Origin of the sequence: Polynucleobacter sp. MWH-UH25E, assembly GCF_018687095.1 — a bacterium.
GTDB lineage: Bacteria > Pseudomonadota > Gammaproteobacteria > Burkholderiales > Burkholderiaceae > Polynucleobacter.
In genome coordinates, this window is record NZ_CP061286.1 from 502691 (window position 1) to 521401 (window position 18711).

Sequence of the window (18711 nt, forward strand, 5' to 3'; positions counted from 1 at the left end):
ATCATTATAGATATGAGCGAACAAACGAACACAGCAAGCAATAGCACACCTAAGAGCACTCCTAAGACTGCGCCAGCTAGCGAGCACCTAATTTGGGTCGATATGGAGATGTCGGGCCTAAACCCAGAAACTGAACGTATTTTAGAGATTGCGATCATTGTTACTGATGCGCATCTGAATACCATCGCTACTGCACCAGTTTGGGTGGTGCATCAAGATGACGCCGTGTTAGATGCAATGGATGCATGGAATAAGGGTACCCATGGCCGTTCGGGTTTAATCGACAAAGTAAAGGCATCCACACTAGATGAAGCAGCCGTTGAAGCAGAGTGCATCGCTTTTCTAAAGAAATACATCAAAGCTGGCATTGCGCCGATGTGTGGAAATACGATTGGTCAAGATCGCCGCTTTATGGCGAAGTACATGCCAAAGTTAGAGGCGTATTTTCATTATCGAAGTGTTGATGTATCAACATTAAAAGAATTGTGCAAGCGTTGGCACCCAGAGCTAGTAAAGGGCTTCACCAAAAAGCAGGCTCATACTGCATTGGCAGATATTGAGGAATCAATTGAAGAGCTGAAATACTATCGCGATAAATTTATCGTGCCGCTACCACCGCAATAAGCTAACTAGCTAACCCCAGAGCACCTATTTCTTAATGGCGCTCTTTGGTCTGAAGGCCTTGATGACTGTTTCATTGGTTTCAATATAGGGCCCACCAATGAGATCGATGCAGTAAGGAACGGCGGCAAAAATTCCAGGCACGATAGATTTCCCATTCTCATCCTTAAGACCCTCAAGGGTCTCAGAAATTGCCTTAGGTTGACCTGGCAAGTTGATCACTAGGGCAGCATGTCCCTCAATCTCACGCAATACCGCAGTCTGTCTAGATAGGATGGCTGTAGGAACAAATTTGAGACTAATTTGACGCATTTGTTCGCCAAAACCAGGCATTTCACGGGTGCCTGCTTCAATAGTTGCTTCTGGGGTCACGTCCCGTCTTGAGGGGCCGGTACCACCAGTTGTTAGAACGAGGTCGCAACCAAAGTCGTCAACAAGCTCAACGATGGATTCGGTGATAACTTCAGACTCGTCGGCAATGAGTCGTTCATGGAATGTGCAGGGGTTACTAATTGCCTTCATGAGCCATGTTTGCAGGGCGGGAATCCCTTCATCTTGATAAACACCTTTACTGGCTCTATCGGAGATGGAGATTAGGCCAATTTTGACCTCGTTTGGGGACTTACGCTCTAGGGCTTCGGTATGCTTCATGTTTCTATTCTAGCTATTATTGAGGCATGTTTACATATTCATCTCATCAGTTTCAGGAAATTGTCGATTTCATGCTTAAAGAGGCCAAAAGAAGGGGGGCCTCAGATGCGGTTGCGGAAGTTTCAGAGGGTCAAGGTCTCTCAGTTACTGTTCGCAAAGGCGAAGTTGAAACTATTGAACAAAGCTTAGATAAGCAAGTTGGGGTCACCGTATTTTTAGGGTATCGCCGAGGCAATGCCAGCACAAGTGATTTTTCTAAAGCATCATTAAAGGCAACCGTTGAAGCCGCGTATCACATTGCCCAGCATACGGCTGAAGATGATTGTGCAGGTCCTGCCGAAGCAAGGTTGCTTGAAAAAAAGCCACTTGATTTAGATTTGTTTCATCCATGGGATATCGATGCTGCGCACGCAGTAGAAATTGCACGATCAGCAGAGAGTGCTGCTTTTGCTGTGAGTAAGCAAATTCAAAATAGTGATGGCGCTTCTGTATCTGCACATCATGCGCACTTTATGATGGCAACCTCTCAAGGATTTATGGGTGGATATCCATTCTCGCGTCACTATATTTCATGTGCGCCGATTGCAAGTCTTGGCGGAAAAAAATCTCAGATGCAAAGAGATGATTGGTATTCCAGCTCTCGTATCCCAAGCGAGCTAGCAGATCCCGCATCGATTGGGCGTTACGCAGCACAAAGAGCACTTTCACGCCTGAAGGCAAGATCACTAAGTACACGCCGTTGCCCAGTAATCTTTGAAGCACCTTTGGCTGCTGGCCTATTAGGTGGCTTGGTTCAGGCGGTTTCTGGTGGCGCTTTATATCGCCGTTCCAGCTTCTTGCTTGATAGCTTAGGTAAGCAAGTATTGCCAAAACATATCAGTCTTTTTGAAAACCCCCATCTGAAATCGATGACTGGTAGCGCGCCTTTTGATGAAGAGGGTGTCAAAACTAGCGCACGCACAGTTGTTGATAAAGGTATTTTGCAAGGCTATTTTTTATCTACTTACTCGGCGCGCAAGTTGGGTATGAAAACGACTGGTAACGCAGGCGGCTCCCATCACTTACGCTTGCAAAGTAAAAAAACGCCAAAGGGTGGATTACCTGCACTATTAAAAGAAATGGGTACTGGCTTGCTGGTAACTGAATTAATGGGGCAGGGCGTGAACTATGTCACAGGAGATTATTCTCGTGGCGCATTTGGTTATTGGGTTGAGAATGGCCAGATACAGTATCCAGTAGAAGAGGTGACGATCGCCGGAAACTTGCGTGATATGTTGTTGGATATTGCGTCAATTGGCAGTGACTCACTGATTCGTGGAACTAAGGAAACGGGTTCAATTCTGATCGGTTCTATGACGGTTGGTGGGAAATAAGCAAAGTTATAGAATTAACAACAATCAATAAAAATCAATTACTCCAATACATGGAAGGGAGATAACGATGCAAAGACGTTCTTTTTTAAAGAAAGCAACTGTAGGTGCTGGCGTTGCAGCTGGTGTAACTGCCTTGGGGGCTCCGGCAATTGCGCAGAGCTTACCAACTCTAAACTGGCGTTTGGTATCTAGCTTTCCTAAATCACTGGATACTTTGTATGGAACCCCTGAGGTATTTGCTAATGCATTGCGCAAAGCTACTGATGGCAAATTCAATGTGAAGGTATTTGCTGCTGGAGAAGTGGTGCCAGCATTGCAAGTATTAGATGCGGTACAAAATGGCACCGTTGAATGCGGACATACCGCGAGTTATTACTACCTTGGAAAGAACAGTGCGTTTATTTTTGATACCGCCGCCCCATTTGGTCTAACAGCGCGTCAACAATCTGCTTGGATGTTGCATGGCAATGGCATGAAGTTGATGCGCGAACTCTATGCGAGCTATAACATCGTGAACTTCCTTGGCGGTCAAACCGGTACACAGATGGGTGGCTGGTTCCGCAAAGAAATTAAAACACCAGAGGACTTAAAAGGTCTCAAATTTCGTATCGCTGGCTTTGCTGGCCAGGTCTTATCCAAGCTAGGCGTTGTGCCTCAACAATTGCCTGCAGGCGAAATTTACTCTGCACTTGAAAAAGGCACGATTGATGCGGCTGAATTCGTGGGTCCATACGATGATGAGAAATTAGGTTTAGCAAAAGTCGCTAAAAATTACTACTACCCAGCATTCTGGGAAGGCGCTGCAGGACTCTCATTCTTGGTTAACAAGAAGCAATGGGATTCATTACCGCCGTCTTATCAAGCGGCGTGGGAAGCGGCATGTTATGAAGCACATACCGATATGTGCGCCAAGTACGATGCCCTGAATCCCCCAGCTTTACAACGTCTATTACAGAATGGCGCAGTATTACGTAAGTTCAATACTTCGATCATGGAAGCGTGTTTCAAGGCAAGTCAAGAAACATATGCTGAAGAGTCTGCAAAAAACCCGCAATTCAAGAAGATTTTTGATGACTACCGCGCATTCAGAAATATGGAGGCGCAATGGTTTAACGTCGCAGAACAGGCTTTTGCGCAATTTAGCTTTAATAAAAAGCTATAAGCCCACCATAACTTTATGAATGAGGCGGATGCCTCAATCAAAAGGGCTCATTGAGCCCTTTATTTTTAGATTTGGCTAGAGGGTTTTATCAACACCCTTTGCAGGAAGCGAGAGATATCCATGAGCTCTTCGCGATTGACGGAGTGCTCCATGGGATATTCATTCCAATCTACCTCGTAACCCAATTTCTCCAATACAGCACAAGAAGCTTGGGCGCGTTCAGGAATAACTACCTGATCGTATTCACCATGAGCCATAAAGATGGGTGTTTTGGAATTGGCGGAATGTTTTTCAAGATGCAATGTCATTGCCAATGGTAGGTAGCCCGATAAAGCAATAATGCCTGCGAGTTTATGTGGAAAGCGCAGGCCAATATGCAATGCCATAGCGCAGCCTTGAGAAAAGCCGGCTAGGACAATATTGTCATAGGCGATACCTCTGCTGTACTCGCGCTTAATCAGCTCTGTAATGGCGGCTGCTGATCGCAAAATACCGTCGGCATCTTCGCGATCCATCAGATTTCTGCCGATGATGTCGTACCAAGCTGGCATGACATAGCCGCCATTGACTGTGACCGGCATACTAGGCGCACTAGGAAAAACAAATCGAATGCCAGGACAATCTGTTAGCTGGAGTTCTGGAATGATAGGTACAAAATCATTGCCATCGGCTCCAAGTCCATGCAACCAAATAACTGCGGCACTAGGATTAGGGGTGGTTTCAATTTCGATACAAGGGAGCATAGTTCTGGTCAATGGTTAACGGTTCATATAGGCCGATTCATTGTAGGTCGATACCCAATTTGGCCTGTAGATTAAGAAGATTGCTAAGAGCATGCCAGATAACGAACCCTCCATGAAGGCAATAATAATGAGCCCTAGCAACCAACCCTCAAGATCGATATGAGCGCCAGACCCGGCGAATAGCATTTTGCCAATCAGTAAAACTGATCCTGATAGGATCACGCTCATAAAGGCGGCGACATAGCCATTACCAAGTATCAGAACAAACAAATGCTTGGGAACATATTTTTGAATTGCTTGAATAGTTAGGTAAGCAAAAAAGGTGGGTAGGACACAAACCATCAAATAATGATGCGCTGCTTCAATCATCCCGCCTTGAAATACAAATATGCCTAAGAAAGCAACGGGGAACAAAATAGTGAGTGCAATAGCAGGCCCAAACATAGCCGTCAGCAGCGCGGCACCATAGAAGTGGAAGATGAGTCCATAGAATTTGCCAGGAGCTTGCCCCGGTAAGGTGGGGGATACATTCCAGGCGATAGCCAAAAAGAGGATAGCCGCAACTGCGAGAAACGATAGTGGGGACTTAGAAAAGATCGCTGGCGGACTCTTTAGGAGTGCCCCGAGAAAAATAATCGCTGCTAGGCCAATCCAGATCATATTTGGTCTTATATATAAGGAGATCGAGCCAGTCTAATCAAATGGGGGATAAATCCCATCCGCACTTTCACTAGGGAGGGCTTGGTTTATGGCATGGATAGGGGGTGTAATATGTTCTTAAGCGATCGACCATGTTGGAGATTTAGATGAAGCCCTTCTATATTGATTACCCACAGGAAAAAATTGAGGAGCACCAGCACGCATATCGATGTGCGTACTGCAAGATTCCAACAACCATTATTTTTGGGCTTCTTGAAAATCATGCTGAAGATTGCGCTTATCGGGCTCAACACAGTAAATGGACTCAGATGGCGGCTAAATTGAAGCCCCATAAAGAGCATTTTGATGAACCCCATGCTGACGAGGTCGATTAAATGAAAACTTATCCTATCGCAATTGAACTAACTGTTTGGTTTGATCTAGGGTTAAATCAATACGAGATCACTATCGATGGAGTCTCTAGGTTATCGGTGAAGCGCACAGATGATGTATTGCATAGTCGAGATCTCACCGATTCTGAAACAGAGCGCTTAATCGAGGCAATTCAATCTATAGCAGTGCCAGTGAGCGAAGAGGTGTCGGCAGATCCTAGCCATAAAGCCTCATCAAGCTATGAGTTGATTATTGAATCAGCCCACTTTTCCCTAGAATTTAATTGGGAAAACCTCGATGTTGAGAATAGTCGTACACAAGCATTTGAGCCTCTGGTAAAGCTTGCGAGCCTGATACAAAGTCTCGATTTAGATCACTAATTGGGTGCGAATGATTTAATAGCTTTAGCTAAAGATAGGATCCGCTTCGCATCCTGAATATGTAGCTCTTCAATTAACTTTCCGTTGAGTACGGCAATTCCAGCGCCAGTCTGAATGGCTGCATCATAAGCCGCGATTCGTTCCTGCGCCTCGGCGATCTCTTGAAGAGATGGACCAAAAAAATCATTAGCTAGTTCTATCTGCTTTGGATGAATTAAGGTTTTGCCATCAAAGCCCATATCTCTACCTTGTATACAAGAGAGTCGCAAACCTTCCTCATCATCTAGAGAGAGATGAACGCCATCAAGCACACATAGTCCATGAGCTCTAGCAGCCAACACAGATAGCGATAGTGCAGTGAGTGTCTCTACTCGAGATGCCGTATGTCTTGCATGCAAGTCTTTAACGAGATCTGATGTGCCTAAAACAAGTGCTTCTAGCTTAGGGTGTGCACTCGCAATTTCTTGTAACTTAAAAATAGCCATTGGCGTTTCGATCATGGCCCAGATGGTGAGATCGGATCTAGCGCCTGCTTTATCAAGTAATGCAGCTACTTCCTGAATTTGACTTGCTGACTCTACTTTAGGAAGAACAATGGCATCTGCTTTTGAATTAGCGAACGCACTTAAATCGTCTGCTCCCCAAGGTGTGTTTAAACCATTGATTCTCACAACAGCCTCACGGTACCCAAACCCTGTTGCAAGTGCGGCAAGAATATTTGCTCTTGCGGCCACCTTTGCATCAGGGGCTACAGCATCTTCTAGATCCAGAATAAGAGAGTCTGCAGCTAAAGTCCTTGCCTTTTCTAGGGCGCGAGTATTGGCGCCTGGCATATAAAGGACTGAGCGACGGGGTCTATGAATATTAATCATGTTAAATATGGGTAATGACTTATTGGTAAAGAGTCAAAATACCATATCCGAATCGTTGTTTTCAAAAAAGAGGAAAAAATGAATTCTGTAGCCGATGCAATCGATCAGCGCATGTCAGTACGAGCATTCACAAAAGAAGCGGTTTCACGCGAACAAATTTTGAAGCTCCTCAATCTCTCGGCTCGTGCACCATCAGGCACGAATACTCAGCCATGGAAGGCATATGTTCTAGAAGGTCAAAAGTTACAAGCGCTATGCAATCAAGTTTGTGAAGCTTATGACAGTATTGCCAGTAACCCAGAGTTGGTAAAAGAGTATCAAGAGGCTTATGACTACTACCCCAGTAAATGGTTTAGCCCATATATCGACCGCCGCCGCGAAAACGGCTGGGGTTTATATGGCTTGCTTGGTATTACCAAGGGCGATAAAGACAAGATGCATGCACAGCATCGTAAAAACTTTCAATTCTTTGGCGCGCCAGTGGGTATCTTCTTTACGATTGATAAAGAGCTTGGCAGGGGCTCAATGCTCGATTACGGAATGTTTTTACAAAACTTCATGATTGCAGCTAAAGGAGATGGCTTGGGTACTTGTCCTCAGGCCGCTTGGAATGCCTACGCAAAAATTATTTTGCCAATGATCGGCGCCAAAGAGAATGAGATGCTAGTTTGCGGAATGGCGCTTGGATATGCAGATAAGTCCGATATTGTGAACACCTTCCGCACTCCACGGGTTGCCGCTGAAGAATTTACTACTTGGGTGGTTTGAGTCTTTATTGAATCATTATGTAGAGGGGTTTATCAATCCCTACACTTTTAAATTCAATAGTCTTGCGGCATTGCCACCAAGTATTCCAATACGATCTGCATTACTTAATCCCCTGGTTGCCATGACTCGCTCAACCGGAAATTCTTCCCAGGGAATAGGATGGTCTGTACCGATGACCACTTGGCTCGCGCCGACTTGCGATATCAAATAAGCCAGAGCCTCTGGAGTAAATACCAGCGAATCAAAATATAGTTGCTTCAGGTATTCAGAAGGTTTCTTTTTCAAGACGATATTGGGATCACAATTTTGCGGAGATACGAAACAGCTGTGATCCATTCGTGGGGCATAAGACCCTAGAAAGCCTCCGCCGTGCGCCGCCAAGATCTTTAGCTGCGGATATTTATCTAGGACTCCTTCATAAATGAGGTGTTGCAAGGCGATGGTTGTATCTAAAGGGTTGCCAATGACATTGGACATCCAACCATTTCCTTTAAAGCGTTGCGCCAACTGCGGAGTGCTTTGAGGGTGAATAAAAAGCGCCACATTTAGTTCTTGTGCTTTTGCAAATACTGGATGAAATTTTGGATCTGAAAAGTCTTGACCTAATACACTTCCACCAATTGCTGCCCCTCGTAAGCCCTGTTGCTTGACTGCATATTCCAGTTGTTCGACAGCAAGATCGGGGTATTGCATGGTGAGAGAGGCAAAAGCGGCAAATTTATCAGGGCGTAGGGCGCAAAGCTCGGCTAGATGTAAATTATTGAGACGGCAAATTTCTGCGGCAGTTTCTTTATCTTTGCGATACCAGTATGGGTTAATGCTCAATACCTGCATATCGATACCTTGTTCTTCCATGGCACGTATGCGTTCATTAATTTTAATGAAATGCTCAGGAACTCCCTTAGTGGGTGGGGGTACGGATTTTGCATCCTCGCCCATCAAGTCAATCGCATCCTGAAACATGCAGTGCGCGTGCACATCAATCGTTTTAATACGCTTGCCATTAATGAAGACTGGGGTCACACGCTTGGGAAATGCTTCTTTGGTATCTCCTGCATGAGCAAAGCCACAGCCACAGAAAAATAGGCCTCCTAACGCTTTCCCAGAGGTTTTTAGAAATGAGCGACGCTGATTCATAAATATCCTTGTGCTTAACGTACTGGGTTCATGCCACCATTCTTAATGGGTTCTATGGCATTTTTTGAGCTTAAGTAATCAATCAATTTCTTTGCCTCTGATTGATGTGGGGATCCGACAACAACCGCCGCTGCAAAAGTTTGAATGAGTTGCAAGCTCTCTGGAATGGGACCAACATAATCGACCCCAGGAATATTGACTAACTCGCTATTGGGCTGAACGGCAACATTTGCATTTTTAGCCGCCAGTATTGCTGTGGCCTCAGACCCACGTTCGGTTACCTGAACGGAGATTTTGTTCACAATGCCAAGGCCAGGAAATACATCTTGAACCAAATAAATTCCGCTAGTGCTTCCTGGCACAACAATCTTCTTTGCCCGTACTAAGGTATCCGTAAAGTTTTTAACTGTGGAGATATTGGGTCTTGGGTTGCCAGTAGGTATCGCAAGTCCTAAGGGTGCTTGTGCTAAATCCACATCAGAGCCCGCAATAATTCTTTTTTGTTCTACCAGCTCGGCAAGTCCCTCTCGAGAGAGAATCACTACATCTGCAGTAACTCCCGCCGCCAATTGGGCTTTGATAGTTTTGGGCCCGGAGCCTTGTGATGCTCCCGACTTGGTGATTACCTTAATACCAGTAGTCTTTTCAAACTCGGGAAGCATTTGCTTGTATGGCCCGCTAAAGCCTCCCGAGATGATGACTTCAAGCTGCGCCATGGCTGGTGCAGAGAAGAAAAGGGCGCTTAGACATAAGAGTAAATATCTCATAGTTGAATTTCATTTATTGGGTTTTCACAAATTTCTGTGCACGTTTGCCGGTATCAACTTCGGTGGTGTAGACGCTACCATCTGAATCAACGGCGATGTTGTGCACCCAATGAAATTGACCGGCATTGCGACCATTCCTACCAAATGAACCTACTTTTTGTCCGGTTTCACGAACCAACACAGTGACTTCATTATTTGTGCCGTCGGCAATCAGAATGTACTTCTGACTAACATCGGATGGAATGAGATCCCATACTGAACCTGAACCCTTAGTTTCAGTTTCAAAGGCCATCTCACGAATGAACTTGCCATTTTTCTCAAATACCTGAATACGATTGTTTGCACGATCGCAGACAAATAAGGTGTTGTCCTTCATCAAGCGAACACAATGTACAGGATTCGCGAACTGAGGAGAGCTTGGATTAAAGTTCGCCATTTTTTCATCGCTGGGCACATTTCCATAAGCACCCCAATGCCGTTTATAGGTGCCTGTATTGGAATCAAAGACAATGACGCGTTTATTCAGGTAGCCATCGGCAATATAAATTTCATTGGCAACTGGGTCTACGTTCATATGCGCAGGGCGACCTAATTGAGTGGTGTCATTGCTCCCTAAGCTTGCTCCAGGTGATCCAATTTGCAGTAAGAACTTTCCTTGTTGGGTAAATTTCAGAATCATGTGATCGGATTGATCGTTGCCTCCAAGCCAAACGTAGCCATTGGGATCTATGTAAATACCATGTTCATTTTTCGGCCAGTTATAACCAGATCCAGGACCGCCCCATGCCTGCAATAAATTCCCTTGTTTATCAAACTCCAGAACAGGTGGTGCTGGTACGCAGCACTTTGATCTTATGGGATTCAATGTCGCCCCCTTTTCATCATCTGTAATTGTTCCAGGACGATGAATAATCCAAATGTGATCATTTTTATCTGTGGCGACACCAGCAACCTGACCTAGTATCCAATTATTTGGCAAAGCTTTTGGCCAAGATGCATCCACTTTGTACTGTGGAGCCTTGGAAGTGGGGTTGTTTTGCGCAACCGCAGTAACGCTCGTTAACAAGAAAGCCAATATAGCAATCCAATGAGCAATACATTTCATGCCACTCTCCTTATCGGCTGGCGGGTTTTGATAGGTAATTTAGTGACTGTGCTTCGCTCTTGAGTGGCGTCACCTTATCTGGATCAAAGCGAATCATGAGATAGTTGATATGATCGGGAATCTCAGTAAACCAGTGACCAGTTCCTGCTGGAATAACCACCACATCACCAGGCTGCAGTTTTCTTGAGATGCCATTCAAAATTTCACTGCCGTTGTTTCCTGGACCATTAAATTCAACAACGGTTTTTTGGGTAGCAGGTCTGCGTTGATGATTGGTGATATCAGGACCCAGTACTAACGTGCCCGAACCCGAGATGATGTGATAGACCTCGCTGATTTGATCGTGTTCCGCTACAGAGTCTGGATTGGGAGCATCTAGTTTGCCGCGGTACACCATGCCAATGCCTACTCGGGCTTTACCAATATCAATATCACGCACTTGTTGGTCAATGTGACCTTCCTGAATCGCTTTCTTGGTATAGGCGTTTAGTTCATCTACGGGAATAAAAGTGCCGGGACACATATGGCAGGTTGGTTGTGGATCGGTTGGATTCACTTTTGCTTGCGCAAAGACCAGACTGGAAATAGATAGCAATGCGATACCGATGAGGTATTTCATGTTGTCTCCTAGTTTTTTGTAATAGTGAAATGCTTACTAGGAGCTTACTCTTAAACTTTCCCTCTAAATCAGAATTCTTGGGTTATCCCTTAGGGGGCTATTTGCCTATTAATCTCTGAGCGCGTCGCTAACAAAATCAATTAAAGCATTTACTCGGGCTGAAGTTTTGTTTCTTTGTGCAAAAACGGCATAGATATCTGCATCGGGGGTGTGATAACTTGTCAGGATATGTATGAGGCGACCACTTTTAAGGTACCTGGCTACATCCCACTCAGCTCTTAAGAGAATGCCTTGATGATCTAAGGCCCAGTTCACTGCGATCTCACCATCATTAGTGGTGAGATTCCCCCTGATTTTGACATCTTCAGTGGATTCATTTTTGGTGCGCGTTTTGTTTTTGGCAAAGCGCCATAAGCCATAAGCTTCATCGCCTTGCCGAATGCCAATACAATTGTGCTTTATTAAATCATTCGGCGTCTTCGGCTCGCCAAATTGCTTTAAATAGTTAGGCGATGCAACCAAGATTCTGCGATTAGGGGCAATTAATTTTGCAATCGTTCTTGAGTCTGGTGGGTGACCAAATCGAAAGCACACATCATATAAGTCGTCGGTGATAGGTGGCGGACTTACTGATAGCTGTAATTGAATATCTACTTGTGGATATTTCTTAACAAACTCAGAAATGAGTGGTGCGATCTGTGTCCTGCCAAAACCAAGAGTTGCATTAACTCTCAATAATCCTTTGGGTGTTTCTGTTGAGCCCCAGAGAACGGATTCCATGGCATCAATTTCACCCAAGATCTTGCGCGCATGCTCTAAATACACTTCGCCCTCTGGTGTCAGACTCATGCGTCGAGTTGTTCTATTAACCAGACTAAGACCTAAGCGTTCTTCAATTTGGGCAAGGCGCTTACTAACAGCAGCGGTAGTGATGCCTAGCTCTCTCCCGGCTGCTCCTAAGCTTCCTGAGGAGGCTAGGGTAGAGAAGAAGCCTAAATCTGCAGGATTAATGCCTTTGGCGGTGCTTAAGCCCATAGTGAAGCCATAATATTGTTAAAAATAAGTTAACGATAATTTAACTTTATACATGATATTTAAGTAGATCTCAATTCTATAGTTAGCCCATTCGCAGGATCAATAAAAACTGGAAACCACCAGCGGAGGAGGCAAAGTGTTTAAAAGGGCAATTCGAAAAGGTCTATTAGGTCTCGTATTTTGTGGCTTGGTTGGATCTGCTGTAGCGCAGTCTTATCCAAACAAAACAATCACTATTGTTGTGCCATTCCCTCCAGGGGGAACCACTGATGTATTGGCGAGAGCAGTTGCCAACAAATTAGGGTCAGCTTTAGGACAATCCGTTATTGTGGACAACAAGCCTGGTGCAGGCGCGACACTTGGTGCTGGCCTAGTTGCTAAGGAATCGCCTGATGGTTACACCTTATTTATGGGTGCCGTGCATCACACGATTGCACCAGCGGTATATAAAACCTTGCCCTATAGCTTTGAAAAAGATTTTGCACCCATAACAACAGTTGCCTTAGTTCCAAACGTGATGGTTGTTTCAGAAACTTCACCCTATAAAACAGTGAAAGATGTGATTGCTGCAGCTAAGGCAAAACCAGATTCTTTATCTTACGGTTCAAACGGTAATGGCACAGCACAGCATATGATTGGTACACAGTTTCAGATGTTGACCGATACAGAAATTTTGCATGTGCCTTATAAAGGCTCAGCTCCATTGGCTACGGATTTATTGGGTGGGCAGGTTACCATGTCATTTGACACCATTACCCCTGTCTTGCCATTCATTCGTGAAAAGAAATTACGACCATTGGCGGTGACCACCGCAAAGCGCTCATCAACCTTACCATCGGTGCCAACCATGAAGGAATCTGGCGTCAATATGGATATTGGGACTTGGTTTGGTTTGTTGGCTCCAGCAGCAACACCAAAAGACATCACTGCAAAGTTGAATGCTGAGATAGTGAAAATTATTAAATCTGCAGACTTTCAGAAGCAGATGTTTGATATCGGCGCTGAGCCGGTGGGCAATACCCAAGCGCAAATGGCTAAACAAATCGCAGATGAGACAGTGAAGTTCGCTAGCTTGGCAAAAGCTGCGAAACTCAGTATTGAATAAAGTATTAGTATTCAGAAAAAAGGAGTAGTTCGTGAATAAACAAACTTCAGTAGTCGATAAGGAAGCAGCAGTAGCTGATATTACCCAGGTGCTGTCTAAGTTCACATCCTATATTGGCAAGCGATTGCCAACAGACGTGACTTCCAAATTAGGTGAGTTACGCAGCAAGGAAGTCAATTTCTTGGCAAAAGAAGTTTTTGATTCCATGCGTGAAAACCAAGAGCTGGCTGATAAGCTGGATCGCCCTAGCTGCCAGGATACCGGTGTCATTCAGTACTTCTTGCAAGCAGGCTCAAACTTTCCACTCTTGGGTGAGCTAGAAGATATTTTGCTCAATGCCACTAAGGGCGCCACTAAAGAAGGCCCATTGCGTCATAACGCAGTCGAAACCTTTGATGAAAAAAATACCGGAACTAATACTGGTTCCAAGATTCCATGGCTAGATTGGGAAATTATTCCTGGCGCTGATTATTGCATCGTAGATGTCTATATGGCAGGTGGTGGCTGTACTTTACCTGGCGCTGCAAAAGTGTTGATGCCGCGTCAAGGATATGAGGGGGTGGCGGAGTTTGTATTTGATGTCATCACTTCGCGTGGCGTGAACGCATGTCCTCCATTGCTGGTTGGAGTGGGCGTATCCACTTCGGCAGAAACCGCAGCGCGTCTTTCCAAGAAAGCAATCTTGCGACCAGTGACATCTAGTCACCCCAATGAGAACGCCGCCATGATGGAGGAGTTGTTGACCGAAGGTTTGAATGAGTTAGGCTTAGGACCACAAGGTTTGACTGGCGCAAATAGCGTGATGGGAGTCAATATTGAGTCGTCCGCTCGTCATCCATCCACCATTGGTGTAGCGGTATCTACCGGTTGCTGGGCGCACCGTCGCGGCAAGATCAAGATTAATGCCGATATGTCTTATGAAGTCATTTCTCATGAAGGATTCAAACTGTGAAGAAGATTCTACAAACACCCATCAAAGACGAAGATTTAGAGGCTCTCAATATTGGTGATGTGGTTTATCTCACGGGCACTTTAGTGACATGTCGTGACGTTGCGCACCGTCGCCTTATTGAATTAGGTCGTGAACTGCCCGTGAACCTTAAGGGTGGCGCGATATTTCATGCGGGACCGATCGTTCGTCAAAAAGAAGACGGCGAATACGAGATGGTTTCTATTGGACCAACCACTTCTATGCGTATGGAAAAGTTTGAAAAAGAATTTATCAAGCAAACTGGCGTGAAGCTGATTGTGGGTAAAGGCGGTATGGGCATCGAGACCCAAGAAGGTTGCGCAGAGAACAAGGCTGTACATGCTATTTTCCCAGGCGGATGCGCCGTACTTGCTGCCACGAAAGTGGAAAAGATCGAGGATGCTCAGTGGAAAGACTTAGGTATGCCTGAAACATTGTGGGTAAACCGAGTCAAAGAGTTTGGGCCATTAATCATCTCAATTGATACCAAAGGCAAGAACTTGATTGAAGAAAACAAAAAAGTTTTCAATGCCAAAAAGGGTCCAATCCTAAGCAAGATTAATGAAAAGATTCGCTTCATTAAATAAGATCAAATCAAAAGTATTGCTCCAGAAACAAAAAAGCCAACCGTCAAGGGTTGGCTTTTTTAATGCCATTCACCAAGCTTACCTAGTGAATGTTTGGGTCATACTTAGTTCCCGTTAGATTTCTTGCCAGCGTTGTAGCCGGCGTTGTACTCAGAAGCTTGATTCTTTTTGTATGCATCGTAAGCGTAGCCTGAAGCTGCGCCAACTGCGGCACCACCAACTGCGCCCCAGATTGGGTTGCCGTGGAAAATTGCTGCGCCAACACCGCCTGCAACTGCGCCAATCGAGGCGCCAGACAAAGTGCGTTGTTCTGTATTGCTCATATTGGAGCAACCAGCAATTGCGATAGTGGCTGCTGTGATTGCAATAATTTTTTTCATGATCGTGTTCCGTTTAGGTAATAAGGTAATTTATGGAGTGATTACTTCTTGGCGCAAGGGAAGCGCATAGACAGGAAGCTGATGAATGTGCCAGCAGCAGGATCATTGGCCAACATAGGAGCTGTCTGTGAAATGAACTGAACATAATCAGCAATCACTTCATCGCGCTTCGGTGCTGGTTGTTTAACGCAAATCGTGTTCTTTGCGCGTTGTGGATGACGAGTAGCTAAATAAGTATCGTAAATTGCAGTCGTATAACCAATGCAGTAGCTGCGGGAATCAGGGCTAGCTGGTAATTTGCAGTAGTTCACTAATTCTTGTGCGCTCAATACAGGAATCTTTTGGTCTGCGTTTGCATTAAAAGTAAATGCAGCAGCGCAAATAGCTGAAGCAGCTGCTAGGGTAAATGAGAGTTTTTTCATGGATTTTCCTCTATAAAGTGTGGTTAAAATCTTATCACGAGTAGGATTGAGCGCTGCAGCAAAACCGGTGCTTTTATCTATTGTTTCTCATTGGATCATCAAGGATAGTATGAAGCCTTCTAAAAAACAGTTTGCCCCGCGTTTGTTAGCTTCGCTGCTTTCAATTGCGGTAATGGCGCCAATGTCGCCCACTTATGTATTTGCGCAACCCGCTAGCAGTCAAAGTAATGCGCCCCTTTCTCAGCAACAGCTCAGTGCTTTAGTGGCGCCAATTGCTTTGTATCCAGACTCTTTAGTCTCTCAAATATTGATGGCTTCAACCTATCCTCTAGAGGTTGGCGAGGCGGCTACTTGGCAAAAACAAAATTCTCGCTTAACTGGGCCCGCCCTAGATAACGCATTGCAATCACAATCATGGGATCCGAGCGTCAAGTCTTTGGTGAGTTTTCCACAGGCATTGCAAATGATGGGTGCGGATTTGAGCTGGACTCAAAAGTTGGGTGATGCTGTTCTGGCACAGCAGTCAGACGTAATGACTGCTATTCAAGCAATGCGAGCCAAGGCAAAGCAAGCGGGTAATCTCAGCTCTACACCACAACAAACGGTAAGCACTTCAGGTTCAACTATTGTGATTCAGCCGGCCAACCCTCAAGTGGTTTATGTGCCGACTTATAACCCTTCAGTGGTTTATGGTCCATGGCCTTACCCAGCTTATCCACCGCCACCGCCTTACTACCCACCTGGCTATGTTGCAGGTACAGCATTACTTTCTTTTGGTGTTGGTATGGCTGTTGGCGCAGCACTCTTTGGCGGTATGCACTGGGGTGGCGGCTGGGGTGGAAGTGGCTCTATTACCGTAAACAACAATACATTTAATAACTTCAATCGCACTACTGCGAATTCAAACTTCCGCTCGGGTTCCTTTGCCTCCGGAGATAAGTGGCAATTTAATCCGCAGCATCGTGGCAATGTGCCTTACTCCAATTCTGCTTTGCAGAATAAGTATGGTAAGTTGAGTGGTCAAGCCTCTAATCAGGAACGTAATCAAGAGCGCGAACAATTGCGTCAGAACTTGAATAAAAATGGTTTAAGTGGCGAGTCCAGTCGTGGCGGAGAAAATCGCTCGCCAAGCAGAGAGTCTGAGCGTTCAGGTGGCAATCGGAACGAAAGAGAAGCGCCCCGTGAAAATGCTCGTGAGCCAGAGCGTTCATCTGAACGTGAACCAGAAAGATTTGGCGGTGAACGTGAGGGTGGCGGTGAACGCATGGGCGGCTTTAGAAGATAAAGCACTCAAAATACCTAAGTTGTTATTGAAAACCTTCACCCGAAACGGTGGAGGTTTTTTATTGCTTTAACTGCGTTGCAATGCGTCTAGTTAACTTGGGTGGACTGGAGTCGATGTGAAAGCGATGACGCTCTTCCTGCATGGCTAGGTCATCTGCCGTGAATCGATCAAATCGTCTTAAGTAATCTGCCCACGTTTCAAAGACAAAGTATTCCAAAAATTTTCCGGCGTGCTCCGCATCTTCAAATAAGCTCCATGAGAGCGCTCCTTGCTTCAATCGTGAACGCCGGGTCTTGGCCATGAGTTTTCTAAAGAGCTCTGCTTGCCCTGGATGAATATGGTATTCGACAGAGATCATGACGGGACCTTCATCGAGATCAATATCTCTGGAAGGATGGGGACGTTCAATAGGACATACAGGACTGAGATCTTCTGCCTCATGTCCATGAATGCGATGCTTGCGTATTAATAGTAGGGCAATGATTCCAAAAATAGCGCTGGCAATCACGCCTGTAGTCACATCGGTAGAGTTGGTGATCTTCCCCCACACGAATGCGCCTAATGCACTGCCACCCATCAGGCTCATTTGGTAGAAAGACATGCCCCGTGCCCGAATCCAGTTTGGCAAGGAGAGTTGGGATGAGGTGCTGAGCGTATTGCCAACGCTAAACCATGACATACCACTCAAAATCATGATGGGTGCCGCATACCAAAGGTTGGGCGCTAACACTACACCTGCAGAACTGATGGATAGAAAAATAATCCCATAGCTGGCCATCTGTTGTGGCGTGAACTTTTCCCGCAAGTAATGCAGTTGTGAGCCAATGACAATTGCGCCAAAACCAAGGCAAGATAATAAGAGGGTGAAGGTATTAGCATCGCCATTGAAGTGTGACTTTGCAATCACTGGTAATAGAGCTAGCAAGCTAGAGGATTGCATGTAAAACAAAAACGAACGAATCAAAATCGAGCGCATTGGTTTTGATTGGCGAATGTACTGTGCGCCAACGCGCATGGCTCCAAAGAATCGCTCCCCTGGTAAGGTTGAGATATAACTCTCATTTTTCCAGCGCAAGACAATCGCACTCATGGCTAAAGATAAAACCATATTGAGGGCAAAAACATATTCTGTGCCAATGCCAGCAATGATGAGACCAGCAATTAATGGGCCCAAAATGCGTGAAGCATTCATGGCGATAGAATTTAAGCCTAGCGCTAAGTGAAGCGTGTCGCGTGGAACCAGATCAGGAACAATCGCCGCATAAACTGGCCAGCGCATTGCTAGACCAACCCCATTAATGAATGTCAGTAACAGTAAAAAGATAGGGTCTAGGAGATTAAATACAGATGACAAAAACAAGAGCGTGGCATTAATAGCAAGCCACGCTTGGGTAAAGACTAAAAAATGCTTACGGTTAAGAATATCGGCCAGCGCACCACTGGGTAGACCAAACAAGAGTACGGGTAAGTTGGCTGCGGTCTGAACTAGGGCAATCAACGTTGCAGAGCTTGTTAGGGATGTCATCATCCAAGCCGCAGCTACATCATTGGTGTACATGCATACATTAGCAACCAGCCATGTGGTCCAGAGGGCTCGAAAGACGGGGATTCTGAGTGGGGCCAACCAGACCGGTAATTTGGATGGTGGAAGGGAGTGCATGCTCATCCCTTCATTATTACTCAGAGTGTTATTTGTT

At 45.4% G+C, this 18711-nt stretch carries 22 protein-coding genes; 10 read left to right on the forward strand and 12 right to left on the reverse strand.

What is annotated here, in order from left to right; translation table 11 throughout:
* Nucleotides 1-12 precede the first annotated feature (12 nt).
* Nucleotides 13-624, forward strand: coding sequence for an oligoribonuclease (gene orn / locus ICV39_RS02680; RefSeq protein WP_215390355.1), 612 nt, complete (start codon nt 13-15; stop codon nt 622-624).
* 24 nt (nt 625-648) lie between these two features.
* Here the strand turns inward: orn and mog are convergent, their stop codons facing one another.
* Complete coding sequence (mog, locus tag ICV39_RS02685) at nt 649-1272, reverse strand: molybdopterin adenylyltransferase (protein ID WP_215390356.1); 624 nt, start codon at nt 1270-1272, stop codon at nt 649-651.
* Between the two features lie 26 nt (nt 1273-1298).
* On the opposite strand from mog, the gene pmbA reads away from it, so the two are divergent.
* Nucleotides 1299-2645, forward strand: coding sequence for a metalloprotease PmbA (gene pmbA, locus ICV39_RS02690; protein ID WP_215390357.1), 1347 nt, complete (start codon nt 1299-1301; stop codon nt 2643-2645).
* Between the two features lie 67 nt (nt 2646-2712).
* The gene (locus ICV39_RS02695; RefSeq protein ID WP_215390358.1) at nt 2713-3807 is read left to right on the forward strand and encodes a TRAP transporter substrate-binding protein; all 1095 of its coding nucleotides are present in this window, start codon (nt 2713-2715) and stop codon (nt 3805-3807) included.
* A 65-nt stretch (nt 3808-3872) separates the two neighbouring features.
* On the opposite strand, the gene ICV39_RS02700 is transcribed toward ICV39_RS02695, so the two are convergent.
* Nucleotides 3873-4550, reverse strand: coding sequence for an alpha/beta hydrolase (locus tag ICV39_RS02700; RefSeq protein ID WP_215390359.1), 678 nt, complete (start codon nt 4548-4550; stop codon nt 3873-3875).
* A 15-nt stretch (nt 4551-4565) separates the two neighbouring features.
* Nucleotides 4566-5210: an energy-coupling factor ABC transporter permease gene (locus ICV39_RS02705; RefSeq protein ID WP_215390360.1), complete on the reverse strand. Its 645-nt coding sequence runs from the start codon at nt 5208-5210 to the stop codon at nt 4566-4568.
* A 146-nt stretch (nt 5211-5356) separates the two neighbouring features.
* Here ICV39_RS02705 and ICV39_RS02710 point away from each other — a divergent pair, with 146 nt between their 5' ends.
* Entirely contained in the window at nt 5357-5584 is a 228-nt protein-coding gene (locus tag ICV39_RS02710) for a hypothetical protein (RefSeq protein WP_215390361.1), read from the forward strand.
* Entirely contained in the window at nt 5585-5962 is a 378-nt protein-coding gene (locus tag ICV39_RS02715) for a hypothetical protein (protein WP_215390362.1), read from the forward strand.
* On the opposite strand, the gene ICV39_RS02720 is transcribed toward ICV39_RS02715, so the two are convergent.
* Nucleotides 5959-6834 carry a CoA ester lyase gene (locus ICV39_RS02720; protein WP_215390363.1) on the reverse strand — a complete coding sequence of 292 codons (876 nt, stop codon included), beginning with the start codon at nt 6832-6834 and terminating at the stop codon, nt 5959-5961. The two genes, ICV39_RS02715 and ICV39_RS02720, sit on opposite strands and share 4 nt — an antisense overlap.
* A 78-nt stretch (nt 6835-6912) precedes the next feature.
* On the opposite strand from ICV39_RS02720, the gene ICV39_RS02725 reads away from it, so the two are divergent.
* Entirely contained in the window at nt 6913-7602 is a 690-nt protein-coding gene (locus tag ICV39_RS02725) for a nitroreductase (protein ID WP_215390364.1), read from the forward strand.
* A 39-nt stretch (nt 7603-7641) separates the two neighbouring features.
* On the opposite strand, the gene ICV39_RS02730 is transcribed toward ICV39_RS02725, so the two are convergent.
* From ICV39_RS02730 to ICV39_RS02750, 5 genes are all read right to left on the reverse strand, one after another.
* Nucleotides 7642-8739 carry an amidohydrolase family protein gene (locus ICV39_RS02730; protein WP_215390365.1) on the reverse strand — a complete coding sequence of 366 codons (1098 nt, stop codon included), beginning with the start codon at nt 8737-8739 and terminating at the stop codon, nt 7642-7644.
* Between the two features lie 14 nt (nt 8740-8753).
* Nucleotides 8754-9506 (reverse strand): extracellular solute-binding protein, encoded by a 753-nt coding sequence (locus ICV39_RS02735; protein WP_215390366.1) that lies wholly within the window; start codon nt 9504-9506, stop codon nt 8754-8756.
* Between the two features lie 13 nt (nt 9507-9519).
* Nucleotides 9520-10611: a hypothetical protein gene (locus ICV39_RS02740; protein WP_215390367.1), complete on the reverse strand. Its 1092-nt coding sequence runs from the start codon at nt 10609-10611 to the stop codon at nt 9520-9522.
* Nucleotides 10612-10621: 10 nt separating this feature from the next.
* Entirely contained in the window at nt 10622-11230 is a 609-nt protein-coding gene (locus tag ICV39_RS02745) for a hypothetical protein (protein WP_215390368.1), read from the reverse strand.
* A gap of 108 nt (nt 11231-11338) precedes the next feature.
* The gene (locus tag ICV39_RS02750; RefSeq protein ID WP_215390369.1) at nt 11339-12265 is read right to left on the reverse strand and encodes a LysR family transcriptional regulator; all 927 of its coding nucleotides are present in this window, start codon (nt 12263-12265) and stop codon (nt 11339-11341) included.
* Between the two features lie 136 nt (nt 12266-12401).
* Between ICV39_RS02750 and ICV39_RS02755 the strand changes: the two genes are divergently transcribed.
* Genes ICV39_RS02755 through ttdB form a run of 3 tightly spaced genes read left to right on the forward strand, consistent with a single transcriptional unit; the run spans nt 12402 to nt 14927 of the window.
* Nucleotides 12402-13370: a tripartite tricarboxylate transporter substrate binding protein gene (locus ICV39_RS02755; protein WP_215390370.1), complete on the forward strand. Its 969-nt coding sequence runs from the start codon at nt 12402-12404 to the stop codon at nt 13368-13370.
* 31 nt (nt 13371-13401) lie between these two features.
* Nucleotides 13402-14322 carry a L(+)-tartrate dehydratase subunit alpha gene (ttdA, locus tag ICV39_RS02760; RefSeq protein WP_215390371.1) on the forward strand — a complete coding sequence of 307 codons (921 nt, stop codon included), beginning with the start codon at nt 13402-13404 and terminating at the stop codon, nt 14320-14322.
* Nucleotides 14319-14927: a L(+)-tartrate dehydratase subunit beta gene (ttdB, locus tag ICV39_RS02765; RefSeq protein WP_173955282.1), complete on the forward strand. Its 609-nt coding sequence runs from the start codon at nt 14319-14321 to the stop codon at nt 14925-14927. Before ttdA ends, ttdB begins: the two co-directional genes overlap by 4 nt.
* Nucleotides 14928-15031: 104 nt before the next feature.
* On the opposite strand, the gene ICV39_RS02770 is transcribed toward ttdB, so the two are convergent.
* Together ICV39_RS02770 and ICV39_RS02775 are read right to left on the reverse strand one after the other, a co-directional pair.
* Nucleotides 15032-15307, reverse strand: coding sequence for a glycine zipper domain-containing protein (locus ICV39_RS02770; RefSeq protein ID WP_215390372.1), 276 nt, complete (start codon nt 15305-15307; stop codon nt 15032-15034).
* A 41-nt stretch (nt 15308-15348) separates the two neighbouring features.
* A complete protein-coding gene (locus ICV39_RS02775; RefSeq protein ID WP_251372714.1) occupies nt 15349-15729 on the reverse strand; it encodes a Rap1a/Tai family immunity protein in 381 nt (126 codons plus the stop codon).
* 109 nt (nt 15730-15838) lie between these two features.
* On the opposite strand from ICV39_RS02775, the gene ICV39_RS02780 reads away from it, so the two are divergent.
* Nucleotides 15839-17014: a DUF3300 domain-containing protein gene (locus ICV39_RS02780; protein ID WP_215390373.1), complete on the forward strand. Its 1176-nt coding sequence runs from the start codon at nt 15839-15841 to the stop codon at nt 17012-17014.
* Between the two features lie 58 nt (nt 17015-17072).
* On the opposite strand, the gene ICV39_RS02785 is transcribed toward ICV39_RS02780, so the two are convergent.
* Nucleotides 17073-18674, reverse strand: coding sequence for an MFS transporter (locus tag ICV39_RS02785; RefSeq protein ID WP_251372715.1), 1602 nt, complete (start codon nt 18672-18674; stop codon nt 17073-17075).
* Nucleotides 18675-18711: the final 37 nt, after the last annotated feature.